This is a genomic window from Stenotrophomonas sp. 78350_Sma, from assembly GCF_056482105.1.
Window position 1 is genome coordinate 1,496,288 of sequence record NZ_CM151182.1, and the last position, 23,710, is coordinate 1,519,997.

Sequence of the window (23,710 nt, forward strand, 5' to 3'; positions counted from 1 at the left end):
GGCGAGTTCGCTGCTGGACACGCCGGCCGCGTCGCTCAACGACCCGGATTGGGCTGCTGCCGCGCGCCAGGCGCTGCAGCAGGCCGACGCGCGCCTGTACCGCCGCTTCGACCAGGGCGACAACATCGAGCGCCTGCTGGCGCTGCGCGCGCGTGCCGCCGACCATCTGATCCGCCTGGCCTGGCAGCGCTGCCTGCCGGTCGACAGCGGCCTGTCGCTGTTCGCAGTGGGTGGTTATGGGCGCGGTGAACTGTTCCCGCGCTCGGACATCGACCTGCTGGTGTTCGGCGATCCGCCGGCACAATTGGCGCACGAATCCGCACTGGCGCGCCTGTTCGCGCTGCTGTGGGATTGCGGGCTGGCAGTCAGCCATGCGGTGCGCAGTGCCGCGCAGTGCCGCGAGGCTGCTGCCGACCAGACCGTGTTGACCGCGCTGATCGAGGCGCGTCCGATCCTGGCTGAGGACGCTGCCCGACGCGCGCTGCGCGAGGCCATCGACGACCGGGAGCTGTGGCCTGCACGTGCCTTCTTCCTGGCCAAGCTGGAAGAGCTGCGCAACCGTCACCAGCGTTTCGGTGACACCGCCGACAACCTGGAGCCGGATCTCAAGGATGGCCCCGGCGGCCTGCGCGATCTCAACACGCTGGGCTGGATGGCGCTGCGCGCCTTCGGCGTGCGCGACCTGGAAGCGCTGGTCGGCCTGGGCCACCTGGGTGCCGACGAAGCGGCCGCGCTGAAGCGCGAGCGTGCGGTGCTGGCGCGTCTGCGCTTTGGCCTGCACCTGGTGGCGCGGCGCCCGGAAGAACGGTTGCGCTTCGATTACCAGAAGACCCTGGCCGCGCGCCTGGGCTTCGAAGACGATGCCGAGAATCTCGGTGTCGAAAAGATGATGCAGGGCTTCTACCGCGCCGCTCTGGTGGTGCGCCGGATCAGTGACCGCCTGCTGCAGCGCTTCGAGGAACAGTTCGATGGCGAGGCGCAGCCGGAACCGCTGACCGTGGGTTTTTCCCTGCGACGCGGCTACCTGGCGGCCAATGATGCCGACTGGCCGCGTGGCGATATCGGCCAGGTGTTCGCGCTGTTCTCCAGCTGGGCCAACAACCCGCAGGTGCGCGGCCTGCATTCGCTGACCGCGCGCGCGCTGGCCGAATCGCTGCCGCTGCTGCCGGCCTACGACCAGGCCGACGCCGACGCGCGCGAGCAGTTTCTGGCCCTGCTGCGTGGCCAGCGCCCGGTCGATACGCTTTCGCGCATGGCCAGGCTGGGCGTGCTCGGCCAGTGGATTCCGGCATTCGCCCAGGTCAGCGGGCGCATGCAGTTCGATCTGTTCCATGTCTATACGGTGGACCAGCACACGCTGATGGTCCTGCGCAACATCGGCCAGTTCGCCAGCAGCCGTGCCGACGAGCGCTTCTCGATCGCACATGAGGTGTGGCCGCGCCTGCGCAAGCCGGAGCTGCTGCTGCTGGCCGGCCTGTTCCATGACATTGCCAAGGGTCGCGGTGGCGACCACTCCGAACTGGGCGCGGTCGATGCACGCGCGTTCTGCCAGGCGCATGCCCTGAGCATCTCCGACACCGAACTGGTGGCCTGGCTGGTCGAACAGCACCTGCGCATGTCGGTGACCGCGCAGAAGCAGGACATCGCCGATCCGGTGGTGATCCATCGCTTTGCGACCCTGGTCGGCAGTCGCGACCGCCTCGACTATCTGTACCTGCTGACCTGCGCCGATATCGCCGGCACCAGCCCGAAGCTGTGGAACGCGTGGAAGGACCGCCTGCTGGCCGACCTGTATTTCGCGACCCGGCGCGCGCTGCGTGAAGGCCTCGAGCACCCGGTGCCTGCCGCCGAGCGCGTGGCCGAGGCGCGTGACAGCGTGCGTGCGCTGGTGCGCGAGCAGGGGTATGACGATGCCACCATCGACCGCCAGTTCGCCGTGATGCCCGACGAAGGCTTCATCCGCCTGCGCCCGGAGCAGCTGGCCTGGCAGGCTGCCGCACTGGTACCGGTGAAACAGGGCCAGGCGCTGGTGAAGGTGCGCCGCATCAGCGTCGACGACCCGGCACTGGAAGTGTTCGTGCATTCGCCGGACCGCGACGGCCTGTTCGCTGCCATCGTGATGACCCTGGACCGCAAGGGCTACGGCATCCATCGCGCGCGGGTGCTGGATGGTCCGGCCGACACCATTTTCGATACCTTCGAAGTGAACCCGGCCGACAGCTTCGCCGATGGCAGCAGCGCCAACCTGGAGGCCGCGCTGCGCGAGGCACTCAGTGGTGACCTGTCGCGCCTGCGCCCGTCGCGCCGGGTGGTGCCACGCCAGCTGCGCCATTTCCGTTTCGCCCCGCGCATCGAGTTCCGCGATGAACCGGGCGCAACCCGTTTTGCCCTGGTCGCGCCCGACCGCCCCGGCCTGCTGGCCGACGTGGCGTTCGTGCTGCGCAACCAGGGCCTGCGCGTGCATGATGCGCGCATTGCCACGTTCGGCGAACGCGCCGAAGACACCTTCGTGATCAGTGACGAACACGACCTCCCCCTGACTGAACCTGCCCGGCAGCAGCTGCATGACGCGATGCTGGCCTGCCTGGACCCTGATCGAAACGCCGGAGACCCCGCCTGATGGCCACCAAGCCCGTTAAGAAGACTGCTGCCACCGCCAAGAGCGCAGCGGCCAGGAAAATTGCCGCCGTGCCGGCCGCGAAGAAGGCTGCCACGCCGAAGAAAGCCGCAGCGGTGAAGGCGCCGGCGAAGAAGGTGGCGGCACCCAAGAAGGCCCCGGCCAAGAGTGCAGAAGCCGCACGCGCCGAAACCATCGCCCGCAAGTCGCTGCGCAAGCCGGCCGCGCCGGGCGTGGAAGAACTGAAGTTCGGTATCGAAAGTGCCTTCGAACGCCGCGCCACGCTGACCCTGCACGAACTGGAAGGCTCGACCAAGCCGCTGGTCAACCGTGTGATCGATGGCCTGGAAAGCGGCGAATTCCGCGTTGCCGAACCGGACGGCCACGGTGGCTGGAAGGTCAACGAGTGGCTGAAGAAGGCGGTGCTGTTGTACTTCCGTGTCAACGACATGGCTGTGGTCGATGCGCGCCCGGCGCCGTTCTGGGACAAGGTCGAATCGCGTTTTGCCGGTTATGACGAAGCCAGGTTCCGCCGTGGTGGCGTGCGCGTGGTGCCGGGTGCGATCGCCCGCCGTGGTACGTACTTCGGCAAGGACGTGGTGCTGATGCCGAGCTTCACCAACATCGGCGCCTACGTCGGCGAAGGCACCATGGTCGATACCTGGGCTACCGTGGGTTCCTGCGCGCAGATCGGCCAGCACTGCCACCTGTCCGGCGGCGCCGGCATCGGCGGCGTGCTGGAACCGCTGCAGGCCAGCCCGACCATCATTGAAGACCACTGCTTCATCGGCGCGCGTTCGGAAGTGGTGGAAGGCGTGGTGGTCGGCCACCACAGCGTGATCGGCATGGGCGTGTTCCTCAGCCAGAGTACCCGCATCTACAACCGCGCCACCGGCGAGATCAGCTACGGCTACATCCCGCCGTACAGCGTGGTGGTGTCCGGCTCGCTGCCGAGCAAGGACGGCACCCACTCGCTGTACTGCGCAGTGATCGTCAAGCAGGTCGATGCCAAGACCCGCAGCAAGACCAGCGTCAACGACCTGCTGCGCGGCCTGGCCGACTGAAGGTGGCTGCGCCGGAAGACCTGGCGCAGTCCGCGATCTACCGGCATCCGTCCGACAACGCGTTCGGGCGGATGCTGCCGCGCCTGCTGCATGCATCCCGCTGGAGCCGGCTGCGTCGCGCGCTGTCGCGGCGCTGGCCGATGCCGGCACTGGCCAGCGATGTGCGCGACGTGGTCTACGCGAGCTGGTGGGTCGACGTGCGTCACGCACCAACGCCGCCACCGGGCCATCATTACGTGGTGCATGCCGGGCGCACGCCGTACACCATCCTCAGCTACCGTCACGGGCACTTCGGGCCCGCGCTGGCCGGGCCGCTGCGCGCGCTGATGCCGTCGCCGCAGCAGAGCAACTGGCGCTGGTACCTGTGCCGTGACGACGATCCGGACGCCACGCCGGTGGTGCTGTTTGATCGCAACGTGATGGACCAACTGGCCTTCGTCGCCGGGGCGCGTGCGTTCAGTGATGCCATGCAGCCGCATCTTTCCACCCGCTTCGAACATGTGCTGGATGCCGCCGGTCGTGGCCACACGCTGATCGAAGGCGGGCAGGGCAGTGCACCAGACCTTCGCCTGCAGTGGCGGGTTGCTGCCGACTGCGCGGATACCGCGTGGGCGGCGGCCTTCGGTGGCCAGCAGGCCCTGCTACGCTTCCTGACCTGCCAGGACGAAGCCATCGCCCGCACCTGTGATCGCCGCTGGGCCAGCACCCGTATCGCGCTGCCGGTGGACGTCGACAGCCTGCAGCCGCTGCGCCTGGAAGGCGAACTGCATTGCCCGCGCCTGCAGGCGATGGGCGTGGCGCTTGAATCGGGCCTGGCCTTCCGTTTGCCGAGGGTGCCGTTCCGGGTCGTGTCCGAGCGCCTGTTGTGAGATTCTGGCCCCCTGTTTTCCAGCATCACAGATGGCCATGAGCACCACTGTCTACGGTTTGAAGAACTGCGATACCTGCAAGAAGGCGACCAAGTGGCTGGACCGCTTCGGCGTGCCGTACACCTTTGTCGACTACCGCGAGAACAAACCCAGCCCGGAAATGCTGCTGGAATGGGCCGAACAGCTGGGGGGGCTGGCGGCGATGGTCAACAGGTCCTCCACCACCTGGCGGCAGCTGCCCGACAACCGCAAGGCCGCCGATTCCGAGGCCGAGTGGAAGCTGCTGCTGCGCGAGTACCCGCAGCTGATCAAGCGCCCGCTGGTGGTCACCGCCGATGGCAGGGCCAGCCAGGGTTTCAGTGACAATGGCTTCAAGGCACGCTTCGGCGTGGGCGACGCATGAGTGCCGTGCTCGACCTGGCCTGCGAGCTGATCGCACGGCCTTCGGTGACGCCGGACGATGCAGGTTGCCAGGCGCTGTTGGCGGTGCGGCTGAAGCAGGCTGGATTCCACTGTGACCACCTGCGCCTGGGCGAGGTCGACAATCTGTGGGCAACCCATGGCCAAGGCGCACCGGTGCTGGTCCTGCTGGGCCACACTGACGTGGTGCCAACCGGCCCGCGCGAAGCCTGGACCAGCGACCCGTTCACCCCACAGATCCGCGATGGCGTGCTGTACGGGCGCGGTGCCGCCGACATGAAAGGCAGCGTGGCTGCGTTCGTGGTCGCCGCCGAGCAGTTCGTCGCCGCCCATCCCGACCATCCCGGCACGCTGGCGGTGCTGCTGACCAGCGACGAAGAGGGTGATGCCATCGATGGGGTGCGCCACGTTGCACGCCTGTTCGCCGCACGCGGGCAGCGCATCGACTGGTGCATCACCGGTGAGCCGTCGTCGACCGCGGCGCTGGGCGATCTGCTGCGCGTGGGTCGCCGCGGCAGCCTGTCCGCCAAGTTGCGCGTGCAGGGGGTGCAGGGGCATGTGGCGTACCCGGAGAAGGCGCGCAATCCGATCCACCAGGCGGCGCCGGCACTGGCCGAACTGAGTGCGCGACGCTGGGACGATGGCTACGAGAGCTTCCCGCCGACCAGCCTGCAGATTTCCAACATCCACGCCGGCACCGGTGCCAACAACGTGATTCCCGGCGAGCTCGAAGTGGATTTCAACCTCCGCTACAACCCGCATTGGGACGCGCCGAAGCTGGAAGCAGAGATCGCCGCACTGCTGGACCGGCATGGCCTGCAGTACACGCTGAAGTGGCACCGCAGCGGCGAGCCGTTCTACACCCCGGAAGGCACGCTTCGCGCCGCCGCACGGGCGGTGCTGGCCGAGCACATCGGCCGTGCGCCGGAGGAAAGCACCGGCGGCGGCACGTCCGATGCGCGCTTCATCGCGCCGTTGGGTGCGCAGTGCATCGAAGTAGGCCCGGTCAACGCCAGCATCCACCAGGTGGACGAGAACGTGCGCGTGGACGAACTGGAAGCACTGCCCGGGCTGTACCAGCGGCTGGTGGAACGGCTGCTGGTGTGAGCCTGCGACGGTGGGTGCCGACCGTTGGCCGGCATGCCTCCTGCCGGGCTCGGCTCTACTCCGAAAAAATGAAGAACGGCGGCTCGACCGCCTTCTTCCAGTAACTCGGCGCTGCCATGTAGAAGCGCTGTGCCTCGGCCTTCGCGAACCAGCGTGCCGCCGCCTCGGTGTCCTTCTCCACGCCCGGCGCACTCCGGCCCAGCAGCAGCCCGGCGAAGTACTGGCCGAAGACATTGCCCTGTTCCCCGGCACGCTGGTACAGCTGCAACGCACGTGCCGGATCGCGCGGCAGTCCTATGCCTTTCTCCAGCAGTGCGCCCAGATCCACTTGCGCTTCGGCATCGCCACGCGCCGCGCGACGCTGGATGCGCGCAACCAGCGGATGCACGGTGTCGCCCTGCGCGGCCACTGCATCCGGCAGTTGCGAGGAACGGCTTGGATAGCGCTGGTAGATCATCGCGCGCAGGTCCCAGCGCAGCGCCTGTTGCGCGTCGCCCCGCTGACGATAGGCCTTGGCGAGCCCGTAGAACGCATAGGGATTGCCGTGGTTGGCGGCCGCCAGATAGGCGCGTTCGCCACGTCGCCAGGATGCGCGCAGCACCGGTGCCGGGTTGATGTGGGGGCTGTCGGCATGGCGCAGCGTGCCGGAGATCCAGATCCGGCCCAGTGCTTCTTCCGCCTTGGTGTTGTGGAAGGTCCACGGGGTGACCGCTGCGGCACGCTCGTAGTAGGTGATGGCCCGCGGATCGTTGAAGCGTTCGAAGGTTTGCGCGGTATCGAAGGCACCTTCGAAGCTGCCGTCGGCTCCGCGTTGTTCCAATGCCTGCTGCTGGGATTGCGGCAGGGTAGAAGGCGGGGCCAGGGTCTGGCAGGCCGTCAGGCCCAGGCAGAGCAGGGCGGCCAGTGCCCCGGTGCGTCCATTGCGGTGTTGCATTCCTGTTACACGGTTCAGGGCGCGCCATTATGCGCTCCAGGCGTGGTTGCTGACGCAACTGTTGCGCCGCGCCGAAAACCGGGGTAGGGTCGATGCCATGTCGATCCGCCTGGCCACCGCCGTCAATAACAACAACCGCAATAATCTGCGCGCGAATAATCGTGCGCGGCCGATGCGGGACTGCGCCCTGGGTAGATAGACAGCAACACACGCCCGGACACCAGAAAACCCGCATCAGCCGATGCGGGTTTTTTTGTGCCCGGGCGCAGCCTTCCCGGGCCTGGATGGCCGGTCGAACACCTTCCCCTCGTGAAATTCCCCAACAGGAGCTCCGCCATGTGTTCGATCTTCGGAATCTTCGGCCTGCAGGCCGGTGACGATCTTCCCGCCCTGCGCCGCCATGCGCTGGAACTGTCGCAGCGCCAGCGCCACCGGGGCCCGGACTGGAGCGGCGTGTACCTGGACGAAGGCGCACTGCTGGTCCACGAGCGGCTGGCCATCGTCGATCCGGCCGGCGGCTCGCAACCGCTGCTGTCGGCCGATGGGCAGCTGGCGCTGGCAGTGAACGGCGAAATCTACAACCACCAGCAGCTGAAGGCCGCGCTGACCACCGCCTACGACTTCCAGACCGGCTCGGACTGCGAAGTGATCAACGCGCTGTACCGCCAGGGCGGATCGCCAGCGCAGTGGCTGGAGCAGCTCAACGGCATCTTCGCTTTCGCGCTGTGGGACCGTGATGCCGGCCGGGTGCTGGTTGCGCGCGATCCGATCGGGGTGGTGCCGCTGTACTGGGGCCACGATGCGCAGGGGCGCCTGCGGGTGGCTTCGGAGATGAAGGCGCTGGTCGATTCCTGCGCCGATGTCGCGCAGTTCCCGCCGGGCCACTATTTCGACAGCGCCAGCGGTGAGCTGGTGCGCTACTACCAGCAACCGTGGCGTGACTACGCCGACGTGCAGGGCCGCCAGGCGGATCTGGCCGAACTGCGCCAGGCCTTCGAGCATGCGGTGGAACGCCAGCTGATGAGCGATGTGCCGTACGGCGTGCTGCTGTCCGGTGGCCTGGACTCGTCGCTGGTGGCGGCGGTGGCCGCGCGCTATGCACGCCGCCGCATCGAAGACGGCGGGCAGACCGAAGCCTGGTGGCCGCGCCTGCACTCGTTCGCGATCGGCTTGAAGGGCTCGCCCGATCTGGCCGCCGCTGCGATCGCCGCCGAAGCGCTGGGTACGGTGCACCACGGGTTCGAATACACCTTCGAAGAAGGCCTGGATGCACTGCCGGAAGTGATCCGCCATATCGAAACCTACGACGTCACCACCATCCGTGCATCGACACCGATGTTCCTGCTGGCGCGGCGGATCAAGGCGATGGGGGTGAAGATGGTGCTGTCCGGCGAGGGCAGCGATGAGATCTTCGGTGGCTACCTGTACTTCCACAAGGCGCCGGACGCGCGCGAATTCCACGATGAGCTGGTGCGCAAGCTCGACGCCCTGCACAACTACGACTGCCTGCGTGCCAACAAGTCGATGATGGCCTGGGGCGTGGAGCCGCGCGTGCCGTTCCTGGATCGTGAATTCCTCGACGTGGCGATGCGCTTCGATGCTGCGCACAAGATGGTCGGTGCCGGGTTCGGTGGCCGCCGCATCGAGAAGGCGGTGCTGCGCGAGGCATTCGATGGCTATCTGCCGGACAGCATCCTGTGGCGTCAGAAGGAGCAGTTCAGCGATGGCGTCGGCTACGGCTGGATCGACGGGCTGAAGGCGCATGCCGAGGCGCAGGTGAGCGACCGTGTGCTGGCGGCGGCCGACAAGCGCTTCCCGCACAACCCGCCGCAGACCAAGGAGGCGTACTACTACCGCCACCTGTTCGAGCAGTTCTTCCCGAGCCGCGCGGCGGCGGAGACCGTGCCGGGCGGCAAGTCGATCGCCTGTTCGTCGCCGGCGGCGATCGCCTGGGATGCCAGCTTCGCCGCAGCTGCCGACCCTTCCGGACGCGCGATTGCCGGCGTGCACGCGCAGGCCCTGGCCTAAGCCCCAAAAAGGGGACGGAGGGGATTAAGTCGTTAGTGGCACAAACGACTTAATCCCCTCCGTCCCCTTTTTGTATCATCGCCCCCCTGCGCATTGGGGAATGTTCATGGACGTACAGGCAGGCGGCAACGCGCCGCCCACGAAATGGGGATGGCGTTATCTGGCCTGGGCCGGTGTCCCGCTGCTGGTCGGCGTGCTGCTGGCGCGGTATGCCGGGCCGGCGGCGCCCGAGGCGGTCGCCCGTGCCACGGCTGCTGCCGAAGGCAGCTGGGCGCAGCATCTGGCGTCACCGCTGGGCCTGTTCCTGCTGCAGCTGCTGGTGCTGCTGCTGGTGGCCAAGGGCGCAGGTGCGCTGCTCAAGCGCTTTGGGCAACCGGCGGTGATCGGCGAGATGGCCGCCGGCCTGATGATGGGGCCGCTGGTGCTCGGCAGCCTGTTGCCGCAGCTGCATGGCGCCCTGTTCCCGGCCAGCTCGCTTGGCCCGCTGGGCATGCTCAGCCAGCTGGGCGTATTGATGTTCCTGCTGGTAGCCGGTGCCGAGCTGGACCTGGCGGCACTGCGTGGCCGCCGGCGTTTTGCTTTCACGGTCAGCCATGCTGGCATCGCGGTGCCGTTCGTGCTCGGCGTCGCCCTGGCGATCTGGCTGTATCCGCAGCACGGCCCTGAAGGTGTGGGCTTCACCGCGTTCGCGTTGTTTGTCGGCATCTCGATGAGCATCACCGCGTTCCCGGTGCTGCTGCGCATCCTCGCCGACCGCGGCATCACGCAGACATCGCTGGGCCAGACCGCCATCGCCTGCGCCGCCTTGGGCGACGCCACCGCGTGGTGCCTGCTGGCGCTGATCGTCGCAGCGGCCCAGGCCAGTGGCTGGCTACCGGCCAGCCTCAACCTGCTGTGCGTGGTTGCGTTCGTGGCGTTGATGCTGGGGCTGGTGAAGCCCTGGTTCACCCACCAGCAGATCGCACCGGGCCGTGAGGGGCGCTGGCTGCTGGGCATCCTGCTGCTGTCGCTGGCCAGTGCGCTGGTCACCGAGATGCTCGGCATCCATGCGCTGTTCGGTGCCTTTGCTGCGGGCGTGGCAGTGTCGTCCAACGTGCAGCTGCGCGAGCTGCTGATGGCCCGCGTCGAACCGTTCGCAGTGACGCTGCTGCTGCCGCTGTTCTTCGCCATGACCGGTCTGCGCATGCGCGCCGATGCATTGCAGGCCAGCGATATCGTGCTGTGCGCGGTGGTGATCGTGGTGGCCACGGCCGGCAAGCTGCTGGGCACCTTCAGTGCTGCACGCAGCGCCGGCATGCCCACGCGCGAGGCGTGGCGGCTGGGTGCACTGATGAACACCCGTGGCCTGATGGAGCTGATCGTGCTCAACCTGGGCTACGAGCTGGGCCTGCTCGGCGACCGCCTGTTCGCGGTGCTGGTGATCATGGCGTTGGTGACCACGGCGATGACCGGGCCGCTGCTGAACCTGATCGAGCGGCGCAGGGCCTGAGCGCTGGGGGGCATCCACGCAGGCGTGGAGGTGGGGTCAGATCCCTTTTCCTCTGGAAAAGGGATCTGACCCCGGCCGTCAACGCGCCGGCACCAGCGTCATCACGTGCTGTGCCTTGCCAGGCAGGAACGGGGTCGGGCGTCCATGCACCCAGTCCTCGTGGCCGGCACCCCAGTAAGGTGACAGCGGATGCCCGCTCTGGCCGCCGGGCATATGCACAAAGCCGTCGGCCTCGTGGCCGGGCGACACCACCATGCGCTCGGAAGCACCGAAGTTCGGCGTCTGTACGCGCGGCATGTCGCGGTCACCAGGCAGCCGGTCGGCGGGCATGCACAGCCAGCGCTTGGCGATGTCCGGCAGTGCGCGAGCAATGGGATGGCAGATCGCCGCGGTGTTGCGTTCACCCCACGTGCGCCTGGCCAGTGGGCCCTGCCTGGAGAGCTCGGCTTCCGTGCGGCGTGCTGCATCGATCAGCAGCGCATCCCAGCTGTCGAACGCCGGCGGCAGCAGGTTGGCCGGGCGCTGCTGCAGCATCGGCCAGGCTACGCCTTCCAGCTGCGCCAGGCGCGGATCGAGGTAGTCCTCACCCAGCTGCGCATTGGCCGGTGCCAGCAGCGCATCGGACAGCGTCTCCATCACCTGCGTGCGGAACTCGCGCACCACCCGGTAGCTGACCGAGTCGGCTGAAGCGCGCCCGCCCCACTGATGGCTGACCGCCTTCAATCGCTTCAGCGCAGGGTCGTCACTGCGTTCGATGACGTCGTGCAGCAGGGCCCACCAGCGCTGCAGGAACACGGCGCGGTCATCGAGCTGGATCGCCAGCAGATCGTGCTCGTCGAAGCGCTCCTGGATCGCCAGCAGGTCACGGATCTGCCGCGCCCGTGCACCGAGGTCATAGCCACCGTTGCCGGCGGCGGCCAGTGCCTCGCCGTCCAGAACGCGGCCGTTGGCGGTCCACAGGCGATGGTTGGGTGGGTCGATCAGTGCCGGTGAGGCATCGCTGCGGATCGGCCAGGGTGCGCAGTCCTGGTTGTTGGCGGCGGTGAAGCCCGCAGGCGCACAGCCGGGGCCGCGGTCCGGGCGGGCGCCGATCAGGCGCCAGGCGATGCGTCCGCTGCGGTCGCCGACCACCAGGTTCTGTGCGGGGATGCCGGCGTGGTCGGCGAACTGCAGGGCAGCGTCCAGGTCACCGGCGCGGGCCAGGTCACCGAAGTCCAGGCGCACCGCGCCGGGCAGCTGGGCGACCCAGCGCAGCGCGTCGCCGCTGCCATCGGCGTGGGTATGCAGGATTGGCCCCCAGGCGGTTTCGCGCACCGGGAACACCACGTCGGCCTGGCCGGCTACGGTGATGCGTTCTTCATGTACGGTCGCCGGGGCGTTGGCCGGTTCAGTGCGGTAGTCCGCCGTGTCGATGTAGCTGTTGGTGAAGCCCCAGGCCACGTGACCGTTGCTGCCGACGATCACCGCGGGCAGGCCGGGCAGCGAAAAACCGGTGACATCGACCTGGCCGCCGGCAGCCTGCGGGTCCGGGTAGCGCAGACGCACGCGGAACCACAGGCCCGGTGCACGCAGGCCCAGGTGCATGTCGTCGGCGACGATCGCGCGGCCATCGGCGGTAAGCGCCCCGGCCACCGCGAAGTTGTTGCTGCCGACGGCGTCCGCCTCTTCCTGCGCGGTGCCGGATGTTGCCTTCAATGTGCGCAGGTCAAGCTGGCTGGCATCGGGCAGGGCGGCGTTGCCGGTGGGTTCGCCGAACAGCGGTGCATCCCATTCGGTGCCGTCGTGGGCGATCAGCGCATACAGCGCCGGTGGCACCACCGCGCGGATGCGGCTCAGCGCAAGCTCGGTCTGGTTGCCCGGATCCTGCAGGTCGGCATACATGGCCAGCCCGGCCAGCACGCTGTCGCTGGCCTGCCAGGGCTGTGGTGATTGCCGCAGCAGCAGGTAGGCCCACGGGCGCACGGAGAGATCGGCCAGGCCCTCATTGACCCCACCGACATAGGCGCTCACGGCTTCGATGTTGTCGCCCAGCGCAGCCCGCATGTTCGCCTCGGTGCGCGCGCGCAGCCGATGCACGCGCATGCGCTTGTCGGCGTCGATGGCCTTCGGCCCGAACAGCGCCGACAGCTCGCCGGCGGCACTGCGGCGCATCAGGTCCATTTCGAAATAGCGTTCCTGCGCATGCACGCGACCCAATGCGCGCATGGCGTCGGCCTGGCTGCCGGCGGTGATGGTGACCACGCCCAGCGCATCGCGCTCGACGGTGACCGTCTTGGCCAGCCCCGGCAGGGCATGCTCGCCGTCCAGGTCGGCCAGGCTGCCACGCAGCAGCAGCCAGATTGTCAGGACCGCAGCCATCACGATGGCGATCAGCAGAGCCAGTATCCAACGCCATCTACGTCGCATTGCAGGTCCTTCCAGCACTCGAGGGGCGATTGTAGCCGCAGGCGCAACTGCGACTGATTCCGATTAGATCACCGTATTCTGAAATGGGGCACCCTATGCCACATCGATTCACAGGAGCCCCCCCATGAAAGGCAACCCGGACGTCATCGCCTGCCTGAAGGAACTGCTGCGCGGCGAGCTCGCTGCCCGCGACCAGTACTTCATCCATTCCCGCCGCTACGAGGACCAGGGCCTGTTCGCGCTGTACGAACGCCTGAACCACGAGATGGAAGAGGAAACCCAGCACGCCGATGCGCTGCTGCGCCGGATCCTGTTCCTCGGCGGCGACCCGGACATGCGCCCGCATGCCACCGAGCCCGGCAAGACCGTGGAAGAGATGCTGCAGAAGGATCTCGATACTGAATACGCCGTTCGGAACAATCTGGCCGCCGGCATGAAGCTGTGCGAAGAGAACGGCGACTACGTGAGCCGCGACATCCTGCTCGCGCAGCTGAAGGACACCGAGGAAGACCACGCCTGGTGGCTGGAGCAGCAGCTGGGCCTGATCAAGCGCATCGGCCTGGAGCTGTACCAGCTGAGCAAGATCGACGGCAACGGCGCCCCGGCGCACTGAGCCGCAGGGGGTGCCGGGCAATTCCCGGCGACCACCCGGTAGAGCCGACCGCTGGTCGGCTGCTCTTCAAAAGGCAGCCGACCAGCGGTCGGCGCTACCAGATGAAGCACAGCGTTCTGTCGCCCGCCAGCACCGGAGCACCGCCAGCCAGCCTTCGCCCGCCAGCTGCTCCACCGCCCGCCAGCCGACAACGAAAAAGCCGGGGAATTCCCCGGCTTTTTCGTGTCCGGGGTCGGAGCCCGTTCCGTTGGAACGGGGTCCGACCCCCAGCCCTCACTCCACCGACAACCCTTCCACCTTCTGCCAGCCGCGCGGCAGCAGGTGGCCGCGGGTGGCGCGGGCGCCGAGGTAGGCGTCCAGCTCATTGAACTTCAGGCCCATGGTGCGCTGGCCACTGCGTACCTGCAGGGTCTGCCCCGGGCTGATCGCCACGATGGCGACCACGCGTTCGGTGGCGAGCTTGGCCTTCGGGATCTCGATGATCTTGTTGCCCTTGCCCTTGTCCAGTTCCGGCAGGTCGTTGGCAGCAATCGCCAGCAGGTTGCCCGAACTGGTCACCGCCACGATGCGGTCGGTGGCCACGTTGGCGAGCACCGACGGGGTCAGCACCGAGGAACCGGACGACAGGTTCAGCATCGCCTTGCCGGCCTTGTTGCGACCGATCAGGTTCTCGAAGCGGGTGACGAAGCCATAGCCATGACTGGAGGCCAGCACGAAGCGGGCATCCGGCTCGGCACTGGCCAGGGTCACGAAGCTGGTGCCCGGTGCCGGCGAGAAGCGGCCGGTCAGCGGTTCACCGTTGCCGCGCGCCGAGGGCAGGGTGTGCACCGGCGTGGAGTAGGCGCGGCCCTCGCTGTCGAGGAACGCAACCTGCTGGGTGCTGCGCGCACGCACCGCGCCCTGCAGCGCATCACCGTCGCGGTAGGACAGCGCGGATGCATCGACGTCGTGGCCCTTGGCCGCGCGGATCCAGCCCTTCTCGGACAACACCACGGTCATCGGCTCGCTCGGCACCAGCTCGGTCTCGTCGATGGCCTGCGCGGCCTGGCGCTGCACCAGCGGCGAGCGGCGTGCGTCGCCGAACTTCTTGGCGTCGGCGGTCAGTTCGTCGCGGATCAGCTTCTTCAGCTTGGCCTTGCTGTCGAGGATGCCGAGGATCTTCTCGCGCTCCTTGGCCAGCTCGTCCTGCTCGCCACGGATCTTCATCTCCTCCAGGCGGGCCAGCTGCTTCAGCTTGGTTTCCAGGATGTACTCGGCCTGGTCGTCGGACAGGCCGAAGCGCGCGATCAGCGCGGCCTTCGGTTCGTCCTCGGTACGGATGATGTGGATCACCTCGTCCAGGTTGAGGAAGGCGACCAGCAGGCCCTCCAACAGGTGCAGGCGGCGCTCGACCTTCTGCAGGCGGTGCTGCAGGCGGCGGGTGACGGTGTTGCTGCGGAAGGTCAGCCATTCGCTGAGCAGCATCTTCAGGTTCTTCACCTGCGGACGGCCGTCCAGCCCGATCACGTTGAGGTTGACGCGGTAGCTGCGCTCCATGTCCGTGGTGGCGAACAGGTGGCCCATCAGCTGTTCGGCGTCGACACGGTTGGAGCGCGGCACCAGCACCACGCGCACCGGGTTGGCGTGGTCGGACTCATCGCGGATGTCCTCCAGCCACGGCAGCTTCTTGGCGCGCATCTGCGCGGCGATCTGCTCGATCACCTTCGACGGCGACACCTGGAACGGCAGCGCCGTTACCACGATGTTGTTGGCTTCCTTGGTGAAGGTCGCACGCGCACGCACGCTGCCGTTGCCGGTCTCGTACATGTTCCGCAGATCGTTGGCGGCGGTGATGATCTCGGCGCTGGAGGGGTAGTCCGGGCCCTGCACGTGCTCGCACAGGTCGCGCACGCTGGCATCGGGGTTGTCCAGCAGGTGCAGCAGAGCGCTGACGATCTCGTTGAGATTGTGCGGCGGCACGTCGGTGGCCATGCCAACGGCGATGCCGGTGGTGCCGTTCAGCAGCAGGTGCGGCAGCCGCGCTGGCATCCAGGTCGGTTCCTGCAGGGTGCCGTCGAAGTTCGGTGCCCAGTCGGTGGTGCCCTGGCCCAGCTCGCCCAGCAGCACTTCGGCGATCGGGGTCAGCTTGGATTCGGTGTAACGCATCGCGGCGAACGACTTCGGGTCGTCGCTGGAGCCGAAGTTGCCCTGGCCCTCGATCAGCGGGTAGCGGTACGAGAACGGCTGGGCCATCAGCACCAGCGCCTCGTAGCACGCGCTGTCGCCGTGCGGGTGGTACTTACCGATGACGTCACCGACGGTGCGCGCGGACTTCTTCGGCTTGGACGCGGCATTCAGGCCCAGCTCGCTCATCGAATAGATGATGCGGCGCTGCACGGGCTTCAGGCCGTCGCCGATGAACGGCAGGGCGCGGTCCAGGACCACGTACATCGAGTAGTCGAGGTAGGCGCGTTCGGCGTACTCGCGCAGCGGCAGTTGTTCGAATCCGTGGAACACGGGGCGGGCAAGTTCGGTCATGCGGCGTTGTTACCTGTTGTCGGGAGGCGGCGACGGCGGTCGCCGCTCGCAATCCTGTGATTATCCGGATGCGGCGGGGGATGCCAAGCCGCGCGCAGGGTCCAGCCCGGTTTCCAGGCCATGTCCGGCCCGCGCCAGGTAGCGCCCCGGCGGCAGCCCGAAGTGGCGGCGGAACACGGTGACGAAGGCGCTGGCGCTGCTGAAGCCCAGTGCATGGGCGATGTCGGCGACGCTGCGGCCGTCGGTCAGCTGGCGCAGGGCTTCGGACAGCCGGGCCTGCTGCCGCCACTGGGCGAAGCTGAGCGTGGTCTCGTCGCGGAAGTGGCGGGTCAGGCTGCGCGGCGACAGCCCGGCCCAGTGCGCCCACTCGGCCAGGCTGCGCTCGTCGGACGGGTCGGCCAGCAGCTGCGAGGCGATCTTCAGCAGGCGCCGGTCATGCGGCATCGGCAGATGCATGCGCTGGCGCGGCGCGGTGCGGATCTCATCCAGCAGCACCTCGATGATGTGCTGGCGCTCGGGCGTGGTGTCATAGCCCAGCGGCCATTCGCAGATGCGGTCGGCCAGCGCCTGCGCCAGCTTGGACAGGCCCAGCACGCAGGGATCGGCGGGCAGGGTGGCGCAGGCTGGCGCGGCCAGTGCCATGCCCCAGCCGCGCAGCGGGCCGTCCAGGGTGACCGTATGCGGCTCCAGCGGCGGCATCCAGCCGGCCGAGCCCGGCGCCAGTGACCACGTGCCGTGCGAGGTCCGGGTGGTCAGCAGGCCGCGTTCGACGCAGATCAGCTGCGCGCGCTGGTGGTGGTGCCAGTCCACTTCACGGACCAGGCCCAAGGGGCTGTCGAAGCGGAAAGCGACAACCGGTGGCCCGTCATTGCGCTCGAACCAATCCAGCGCGTCGTCGCGCAACAACCGCTTGGAAGGGGGGATTTCTGCCTTGTTCATCATATCCGCTGGCTGAAATGTGTCATCCATTGGCTGAATTGTACTACCGGGCCACCTGACCAGATCATTAAGGTAGGCGCCTTCATTGATCCAGCCCGCTGCTGCAACACAGCATTCGATGCCAGATCGAATATTTCCATTGAGAAATATTTTTTTTGGAAGAGAATGCTCCCCCATGATCTGTCCTGCAACCACTCCCCCCAGCTTCGGCCTGCTGCTGCGCCAGGTGCGCGACGGCCTGGTCCGTCAACTCGACGCATCCATGGCTGAAGAAAACCTGGGTATCGGCTTCACCCATTACATCGGGTTGAAGGTGCTTTCCAACATGGCCCCGTGCACGGCCAACGAGCTGGCCCAGGCCATCGACCAGGTGCCCAGTGCGGTGACCCGCCTGCTGGACAAGCTGGAGTCGCTGGGCTGCGTCCGCCGCGAACCGCATGCCCAGGACCGGCGTGCGCTGCAGATCGTGCTGACCGATGAAGGCCGCGCACTGTGGGCGCGGCTGAAGCTGCGCGGCGACGCGGTGATGGATTACGCCCTGCGTGATCTTTCCGCCGACGAGCGCACGCTGCTGCTGTCCCTCCTTACCCGAATCCGCGATTCCCTGACGACCCCATGAACCCGATCCCGCATTCCACTCTCCGCCGGTCCGGGCGCGCGCTGCTGGTGTCAGCGCTGGCCCTGGCCCTGGCCGCCTGCGCCAGCAGTCGTGGCCTCAACCCGCAGGGCCACGTGCTCGACGTGGACAGCCTGCACAGCGAACGCACCCTGGCCGACACCGACCTGAGCGCCACCGGCTTCCCGGCGCAGGACTGGTGGAAGGCGCTGGGCGATGCACAGCTGGACGCCCTGGTTGCCGAAGGCCTGGCCGGTCACCCGAGCCTGGACGCCGCCGATGCGCGCCTGCGCCAGGCCCAGTCCCAGGTGGGTACCGCGCGTGCCGATCGACTGCCGAGCCTGTCGGTGTCCGGTGGCTATACCGGCCTGCGCCTGCCTGAGTCGATGGCAGGCAGCGAGATGGGTGGCCACTACGCCGGCAGCAGCCAGGTCGCCTTCGACTTCAGCTATGGCGTGGACCTGTGGGGTGGCAAGCGCGCTGCCTGGGAAGCGGCCGTGGACGGCGCCCATGCCGCCACTGTCGAAGCCCAGGCTGCACGCCTGAACCTGTCCACCGGCATCACCCAGGCCTATGCCGACCTGGCCTATGCGTGGCAGCTCAACGACGTGGCCGAGGAAGAGCTGGCCCGTTCGCAGAAGTCGCTGGAACTGACCCGCCAGCGTCGCAGCGCCGGTATCGACAGTGATCTGCAGGTGCGCCAGGCCGAGGCCCGCGTGCCCGCCGCGCAGCAGCAGGTGCAGGCCGCGCAGCAGCGCATCGATGCCGCCCGCACCGCGCTGGCCGCGCTGGTCGGCAAGGGGCCGGACCGCGGCCTGTCGATCCAGCGCCCGCAGCCGCTGAATCCGATGGCCCTGCAACTGCCGGGCGTGTTGCCCAGCGAACTGCTGGGTCGTCGCCCCGACATCGTCGCCGCACGCTGGCGCGTGGAAGCGGCCGACAAGCAGATCAAGGTTGCGAAGACCAAGTTCTACCCGAGCTTCAACCTGACCGCGCTGGCCGGCGTGGTCGCCCCGAACGTGGGCGACCTGCTGAAGAGCAGCTCCACCTTCGCCTACATCGGCCCGGCGCTGAGCCTGCCGATCTTCGAGGGGGGCAAGCTGCGCGCCAACCTGGCCAACACCGATGCGCAGTACGACCTGGCGGTGGCCAACTACAACCAGGCCGTGCTCGACGCATTGCGCGACGTTGCCGACCAGGTCAATGCAGTGCGTTCGCTGGCGCAGCAGGCGCACTCGCAGCAGCAGGCGGTGGACACCGCGCGCTCGGCCTTCGATCTGGCCCAGCAGCGCTACCGCGCCGGCATCGGCAGCTACCTGGACGTGCTGACCGCGCAGTCCACCCTGCTGCAGTCGCAGCAGCAGCTGGCCGGGCTGCAGTCGCAGCAGGTGCAGTCCTCGGTGCGCCTGAGCAAGGCGCTGGGCGGTGGTTTCCAGCCCGCTGAAGCCGACCTCGCACCGATCGCCTCCCATTCCAATTCCTCGCATTCCTGAAGACGCCTGCCATGAGCCAGACCCAAGACACCGCGGCCCCGGCCGCCCCCAACCGCCGCGGCAACCTGCTGCGCGGCCTGTTCGTGATCGTCGTGCTGCTGCTTGCAGCACTGGCGCTGTGGTACTTCATGTTCGGCCGTTGGTTCGAAGAGACCGACGACGCCTACGTGCAGGGCAACCAGGTGCAGATCACCCCGCTGGTGGCCGGTACCGTGGTCGCCATCAACGCCGATGACGGCATGCGCGTGGAGCGCGGCCAGCTGCTGGTACAGCTGGATCCGTCCGACACCTCGGTGGCACTGCAGCAGGCCGAAGCCAACCTGGCCAAGACCGTGCGCCAGACCCGTGGCCTGTACCGCAGCGTGGAGGGCGCGCAGGCGGACTTGAACGCCCGCCAGGTGACCCTGAAGCGCGTGCGCGAAGATTTCGCCCGTCGCAAGGACCTGGCCGCCACCGGTGCCATCTCCAATGAAGAACTGGCCCATGCCCGTGACGAGCTGGCCGCTGCCGAAGCCGCCGTGGCCGGTTCGCGCGAGACCGTCGAGCGCAACCGCGCGCTGGTCGACGACACCGTGATCGCCACCCAGCCGGACGTGCAGGCCGCCGCCGCGCAGCTGCGCCAGGCCTTCCTCAACAACGCCCGCGCCGGCATCGTCGCGCCGGTGACCGGCTACGTTGCCCGTCGTTCGGTGCAGGTCGGCCAGCGCGTGCAGCCGGGCAATGCCCTGATGGCGGTGGTGCCGACCGAGCAGATGTGGGTCGAGGCCAACTTCAAGGAAACCCAGCTGCGCCACATGCGCCTGGGCCAGGAAGTGGAGCTGAAGTCGGATCTGTACGCCGGCGACGTGAAGTACAAGGGCCGCATCCAGAGCCTGGGCCTGGGCACCGGCTCGGCGTTCTCGCTGCTGCCGGCGCAGAACGCCAGCGGCAACTGGATCAAGATCGTGCAGCGCGTGCCGGTGCGCATCGCCATCGATGCCAAGCAGCTGGCCGAACACCCGCTGCGCATCGGCCTGTCGATGAAGGCTGAAGTGAGCCTGCGCGACCAGAAGGGCGAAGTGCTGCCGAGCACGCCGGCCAAGGGCACGGTGTTCGACACCGACGTGTATGCCAAGCAGCTGCATGATGCCGATGAGGTGATCCATACGATCATCCAGGGCAACCTGCCGCAGCAGGCGAAGGTGGGCTGAGGTCGCCATGTCCGCACAAGCTCCAGCCGCGCCCGGCGCTCCGGGCGCACCGGCGGCGCCGGGTGCGGCCTCCGGGTTCCTGCCGCCCAGCGTCGCCCTGTGCACCGTCGGCCTGGCGATGGCGTCGTTCATGCAGGTGCTCGACACCACCATCGCCAACGTCTCGCTGCCGACCATCGCCGGTAACCTCGGTGCCAGTTCGCAGCAGGCGACCTGGGTCATCACCTCGTTCGCGGTCAGCACGGCCATCGCGCTGCCGCTGACCGGCTGGCTCAGCCGCCGTTTCGGCGAACGCAAGCTGTTCGTCTGGGCCACGCTGGCCTTCGTCATCACTTCGCTGCTGTGCGGCCTGGCACAGAGCATGGGCATGCTGGTGCTGTCGCGTGCGCTGCAGGGCTTCGTGGCCGGCCCGATGTACCCGATCACGCAGTCGCTGCTGGTCTCGATCTATCCACGCGAGAAACGTGGGCAGGCCTTGGCGCTGCTGGCGATGATCACGGTGGTGGCGCCGATCTGCGGCCCGATCCTCGGTGGCTGGATCACCGACAACTACAGCTGGGAATGGATCTTCCTGATCAACGTGCCGCTGGGCATCTTTGCCGCGCTGGTGGTAGGCAACCAGTTGAAGGGGCGCCCGGAGCACATCGAGAAGCCGAAGATGGACTACGTCGGCCTGGTCACCCTTGTGATCGGTGTCGGTGCGCTGCAGCTGGTGCTCGACCTGGGCAACGACGAGGACTGGTTCTCGTCGATGAAGATCGTGGTGCTGGCCTGCGTGGCGGTGGTGACGCTGACGGTGTTCCTGATCTGGGAGCTGACCGACAAGGATCCGATCGTCGACCTGAAGCTGTTCCGGCACCGCAACTTCCGCGCCGGTACGTTGGCGATGGTGGTGGCCTACGCGGCGTTCTTCAGCGTGGCCCTGCTGATTCCGCAGTGGCTGCAGCGTGACATGGGCTACACCGCGATCTGGGCGGGCCTGGCGACGGCGCCGATCGGCATCCTGCCGGTGATCATGACCCCGTTCGTGGGCAAGTACGCCTCGCGCTTCGATATGCGGATGCTGGCTACGATTGCGTTCATCGTGTTGTCGATGACCAGCTTCCTGCGTTCGAACTTCAACCTGCAGGTGGACTACACCCATGTAGCGGGCGTACAGCTGATCATGGGCATCGGCGTCGCGCTGTTCTTCATGCCGGTGCTGCAGATCCTGCTGTCGGACCTGGATGGGCGCGAGATCGCGGCGGGCTCCGGCCTGGCCACCTTCCTGCGTACGCTGGGCGGCAGTTTCGCGGCGTCGCTGACAACGTGGCTGTGGGCGCGGCGTACCCAGGTGCACCATGCCGACCTGACCGAGCACATCTCGGCCTATCAGCCGGGCATGCAGGACCAGGTGACGGCGATGGGGCAGGGCGACCTGCAACATGGCGCGGCGGTACTGAACAACATGATCAACCACCAGGCATCGCAGATGGGCTTCAACGACATCTTCTTCCTGCTGGGCTGGATCTTCCTGGCGATCATCGCGTTCCTGTGGCTGGCCAAGCCGCCGTTCGGCGCAGGCGCAGGTGCGGCCGCCGGTGGCGGGCACTGAAAACTCCCTGGAAACACGTGCTGTATTTTGACCCCGCCGCAAGGCGGGGTTTTTGTTTGTGCAACGCGGGTCGTACGGGCCATGTCGATGGGGTAGTGCAACGGCGCAGGCTCAGCGTGTGCGATAGACGCGTTTGAACACCACCCGGTCGCAGAACAATCGGGAAATGGCCCACATTCCCGCCACAAGTACGGCGCCGCATGTGACCCAGCCGGCAGTGGCCTGCAATCGGCTGCCGACCAGTGCGCCGCAGATGATGGCGGCGACAACGACAAGCATTACGGCCTCCTTCGATGCGCCGTAGTGGGCCTCGGCCTGGCATCCCACGCATACGCGTACGCCGTGGTTCGAGACGGTATGACAGTGAGGGCAGATGATGCTGCGCTGCATTGGTGCGTCCTTGGGGGAAGGGGGCGCTGGTCAGGTCGTGGCGATACACCTGCAACCGGCTCCCGTAAATCTGCCTCCCACCGAAAAGAAATCGGGTGGATCTCGACTAGGAAAAGTACGAATTGAACGGGTAACGTGAAGTGCGGCCCAAAAGGGGGCCGTTCAAGGTCGGGTAACGACGCGCTGAGAGGATGTATGCACCAGCAGGCGACTCCCGGGTGGTGCGAGATACGACAGTCCGAGCGGTAGATGCGATGCCAGGTTCGCCGAACACCGGAAACGAAAAAACCCGCTTTCGCGGGTTTGATCATCTTGAGTCGTGGTGCCCAGGAGAGGACTCGAACCTCCACGGTTTTACCCGCTAGTACCTGAAACTAGTGCGTCTACCAATTCCGCCACCTGGGCGACTCAGGAGATGAATTGTGCGGTACGGCAGAGAGTGTGTCAACAACATTTCACACTTTTTTCTGCGGCTGCACGCCCAGGTGATGCAGCAGGCTGCGCATCGCCGGTGACAGCTGTGCCCACTCGGCGAAACAGGCGCACAGGCGGCGTTGTGCCCACGCATCTGCAAGCGGCACCGCAACGGTACGCGTACTGCGTCGATGCTGGCGCGCAATGGTACGCGGCACGATGCCGACACCAATGCCGTGGCCGACCATGATGCAGACTCCCTCGAAGGTCTTCATGCGGATGCGCACGTCCAGGCGACGCCCGATGTCGCGCGCCTGGTCTTCGATGTAGGTCTGCAGTGCATTGCCATCGGCCAGGGCAACGAAGGTCTCGCCGGCAACATCGGTGAAGGCCACGCTGCGCCGCGATGCGAAGCGGTGGTCTGCGGGCAGCAGCATCACCAGCGGATCTTCGGCGACCACATGCTGCTGCAGGCCGGCAGCGTCGACGGCATCGCTGATGATGCCGGCCTCGGCCTGGCCAGCACTGATCACACGCACGACTTCAGGGCTGGTGCGCTCCAGCAGTTCCACGTGCAGGCGCGGGCGTTCGGCCAGCCATGGCGCGAGCCGCGAGGGCAGGTAGTTGGTCAGCGCTGCGGTGTTGGCATACAGATGCAGGGTGCCGCGCGCACCGTGTGCGAACGCCTGCAGTTCACCGCGCAGCTGTGCCTGCTGCTGCAGGATCAGGCGTGCATGGTGGGCGAGGGCGGCACCGGCTTCGGTCAGGCTGACGCCGCGCGGATGCCGGTTCAACAACGCGCTGCCGGCGTCGGCTTCGATCGTGCGCAGGCGTTCGCTGGCCGAAGCCAGTGCCAGGTTCGCCTGGGCCGCGCCGGCCGTGATGCTGCCGGCTTCGGCAATGGCCAGGAACAGGCGCAGGTCGGCGATATCCATCCGCATGTGATGCCCTCATTGCAACGCCTGAGCCTTCGGATCAGCCGAAGGCGTGGCCGGGAAGACCGCATTGTG

The 23,710-nt window shown here is 67.4% G+C and carries 18 protein-coding genes and 1 tRNA gene; 12 read left to right on the top strand and 7 right to left on the bottom strand.

Annotation, left to right across the window (positions count from 1 at the left end):
- Positions 1-10 precede the first annotated feature (10 nt).
- From ACZK4H_RS06875 to dapE, 5 genes are read left to right on the top strand one after another with little or no spacing between them, the layout of a single operon-like run.
- The gene (locus ACZK4H_RS06875; RefSeq protein ID WP_447385576.1) at positions 11-2,620 is read left to right on the top strand and encodes a [protein-PII] uridylyltransferase; all 2,610 of its coding nucleotides are present in this window, start codon (positions 11-13) and stop codon (positions 2,618-2,620) included.
- Positions 2,620-3,681: a 2,3,4,5-tetrahydropyridine-2,6-dicarboxylate N-succinyltransferase gene (dapD, locus tag ACZK4H_RS06880; protein ID WP_099551072.1), complete on the top strand. Its 1,062-nt coding sequence runs from the start codon at positions 2,620-2,622 to the stop codon at positions 3,679-3,681. The genes ACZK4H_RS06875 and dapD overlap by 1 nt, the downstream gene beginning before the upstream one ends.
- A 2-nt stretch (positions 3,682-3,683) precedes the next feature.
- The gene (locus ACZK4H_RS06885) at positions 3,684-4,550 is read left to right on the top strand and encodes a hypothetical protein (RefSeq protein WP_099551073.1); all 867 of its coding nucleotides are present in this window, start codon (positions 3,684-3,686) and stop codon (positions 4,548-4,550) included.
- Positions 4,551-4,581: 31 nt separating this feature from the next.
- Complete coding sequence (locus ACZK4H_RS06890) at positions 4,582-4,953, top strand: arsenate reductase (protein WP_197577866.1); 372 nt, start codon at positions 4,582-4,584, stop codon at positions 4,951-4,953.
- Positions 4,950-6,077 (top strand): succinyl-diaminopimelate desuccinylase, encoded by a 1,128-nt coding sequence (gene dapE, locus ACZK4H_RS06895; protein WP_099551074.1) that lies wholly within the window; start codon positions 4,950-4,952, stop codon positions 6,075-6,077. The genes ACZK4H_RS06890 and dapE overlap by 4 nt, the downstream gene beginning before the upstream one ends.
- Before the next feature lie 55 nt (positions 6,078-6,132).
- Here dapE and ACZK4H_RS06900 read toward each other — a convergent pair whose 3' ends face one another.
- Complete coding sequence (locus ACZK4H_RS06900) at positions 6,133-7,011, bottom strand: tetratricopeptide repeat protein (protein ID WP_099551075.1); 879 nt, start codon at positions 7,009-7,011, stop codon at positions 6,133-6,135.
- Positions 7,012-7,347: 336 nt separating this feature from the next.
- On the opposite strand from ACZK4H_RS06900, the gene asnB reads away from it, so the two are divergent.
- Together asnB and ACZK4H_RS06910 are read left to right on the top strand one after the other, a co-directional pair.
- The gene (gene asnB / locus ACZK4H_RS06905; protein ID WP_099551076.1) at positions 7,348-9,039 is read left to right on the top strand and encodes an asparagine synthase B; all 1,692 of its coding nucleotides are present in this window, start codon (positions 7,348-7,350) and stop codon (positions 9,037-9,039) included.
- A gap of 100 nt (positions 9,040-9,139) precedes the next feature.
- Positions 9,140-10,528 carry a cation:proton antiporter domain-containing protein gene (locus ACZK4H_RS06910; RefSeq protein WP_099551077.1) on the top strand — a complete coding sequence of 463 codons (1,389 nt, stop codon included), beginning with the start codon at positions 9,140-9,142 and terminating at the stop codon, positions 10,526-10,528.
- Between the two features lie 78 nt (positions 10,529-10,606).
- Here ACZK4H_RS06910 and ACZK4H_RS06915 read toward each other — a convergent pair whose 3' ends face one another.
- Entirely contained in the window at positions 10,607-12,934 is a 2,328-nt protein-coding gene (locus ACZK4H_RS06915) for a penicillin acylase family protein (RefSeq protein WP_099551078.1), read from the bottom strand.
- 124 nt (positions 12,935-13,058) lie between these two features.
- Between ACZK4H_RS06915 and bfr the strand changes: the two genes are divergently transcribed.
- Positions 13,059-13,547 (top strand): bacterioferritin, encoded by a 489-nt coding sequence (gene bfr, locus ACZK4H_RS06920; protein WP_010486279.1) that lies wholly within the window; start codon positions 13,059-13,061, stop codon positions 13,545-13,547.
- Positions 13,548-13,820: 273 nt separating this feature from the next.
- Here bfr and parC read toward each other — a convergent pair whose 3' ends face one another.
- Positions 13,821-16,064, bottom strand: coding sequence for a DNA topoisomerase IV subunit A (parC, locus tag ACZK4H_RS06925; protein ID WP_099551079.1), 2,244 nt, complete (start codon positions 16,062-16,064; stop codon positions 13,821-13,823).
- Positions 16,065-16,124: 60 nt separating this feature from the next.
- On the bottom strand, positions 16,125-17,006 hold the full coding sequence (locus tag ACZK4H_RS06930; protein WP_185959191.1) for a helix-turn-helix domain-containing protein: 882 nt from the start codon (positions 17,004-17,006) through the stop codon (positions 16,125-16,127).
- 172 nt (positions 17,007-17,178) lie between these two features.
- Between ACZK4H_RS06930 and emrR the strand changes: the two genes are divergently transcribed.
- From emrR to emrB, 4 genes are read left to right on the top strand one after another with little or no spacing between them, the layout of a single operon-like run.
- Complete coding sequence (emrR, locus tag ACZK4H_RS06935; protein WP_099551081.1) at positions 17,179-17,622, top strand: multidrug efflux system transcriptional regulator EmrR; 444 nt, start codon at positions 17,179-17,181, stop codon at positions 17,620-17,622.
- Positions 17,619-19,112, top strand: coding sequence for a multidrug efflux transporter outer membrane subunit EmrC (gene emrC / locus ACZK4H_RS06940; RefSeq protein WP_099551082.1), 1,494 nt, complete (start codon positions 17,619-17,621; stop codon positions 19,110-19,112). The genes emrR and emrC overlap by 4 nt, the downstream gene beginning before the upstream one ends.
- A gap of 11 nt (positions 19,113-19,123) precedes the next feature.
- A complete protein-coding gene (gene emrA, locus ACZK4H_RS06945) occupies positions 19,124-20,302 on the top strand; it encodes a multidrug efflux MFS transporter periplasmic adaptor subunit EmrA (RefSeq protein ID WP_099551083.1) in 1,179 nt (392 codons plus the stop codon).
- A gap of 7 nt (positions 20,303-20,309) precedes the next feature.
- A complete protein-coding gene (gene emrB / locus ACZK4H_RS06950) occupies positions 20,310-21,896 on the top strand; it encodes a multidrug efflux MFS transporter permease subunit EmrB (RefSeq protein ID WP_099551084.1) in 1,587 nt (528 codons plus the stop codon).
- Positions 21,897-22,007: 111 nt separating this feature from the next.
- Here emrB and ACZK4H_RS06955 read toward each other — a convergent pair whose 3' ends face one another.
- The 3 genes from ACZK4H_RS06955 to ACZK4H_RS06965 all read right to left on the bottom strand — a co-directional run bounded on the left by ACZK4H_RS06955 (position 22,008) and on the right by ACZK4H_RS06965 (position 23,641).
- On the bottom strand, positions 22,008-22,175 hold the full coding sequence (locus ACZK4H_RS06955; RefSeq protein ID WP_239503755.1) for a hypothetical protein: 168 nt from the start codon (positions 22,173-22,175) through the stop codon (positions 22,008-22,010).
- Between the two features lie 431 nt (positions 22,176-22,606).
- A tRNA-Leu gene (locus ACZK4H_RS06960) sits at positions 22,607-22,691 on the bottom strand.
- Between the two features lie 50 nt (positions 22,692-22,741).
- Entirely contained in the window at positions 22,742-23,641 is a 900-nt protein-coding gene (locus ACZK4H_RS06965; RefSeq protein WP_099551086.1) for a LysR family transcriptional regulator, read from the bottom strand.
- Positions 23,642-23,710 lie beyond the last annotated feature (69 nt).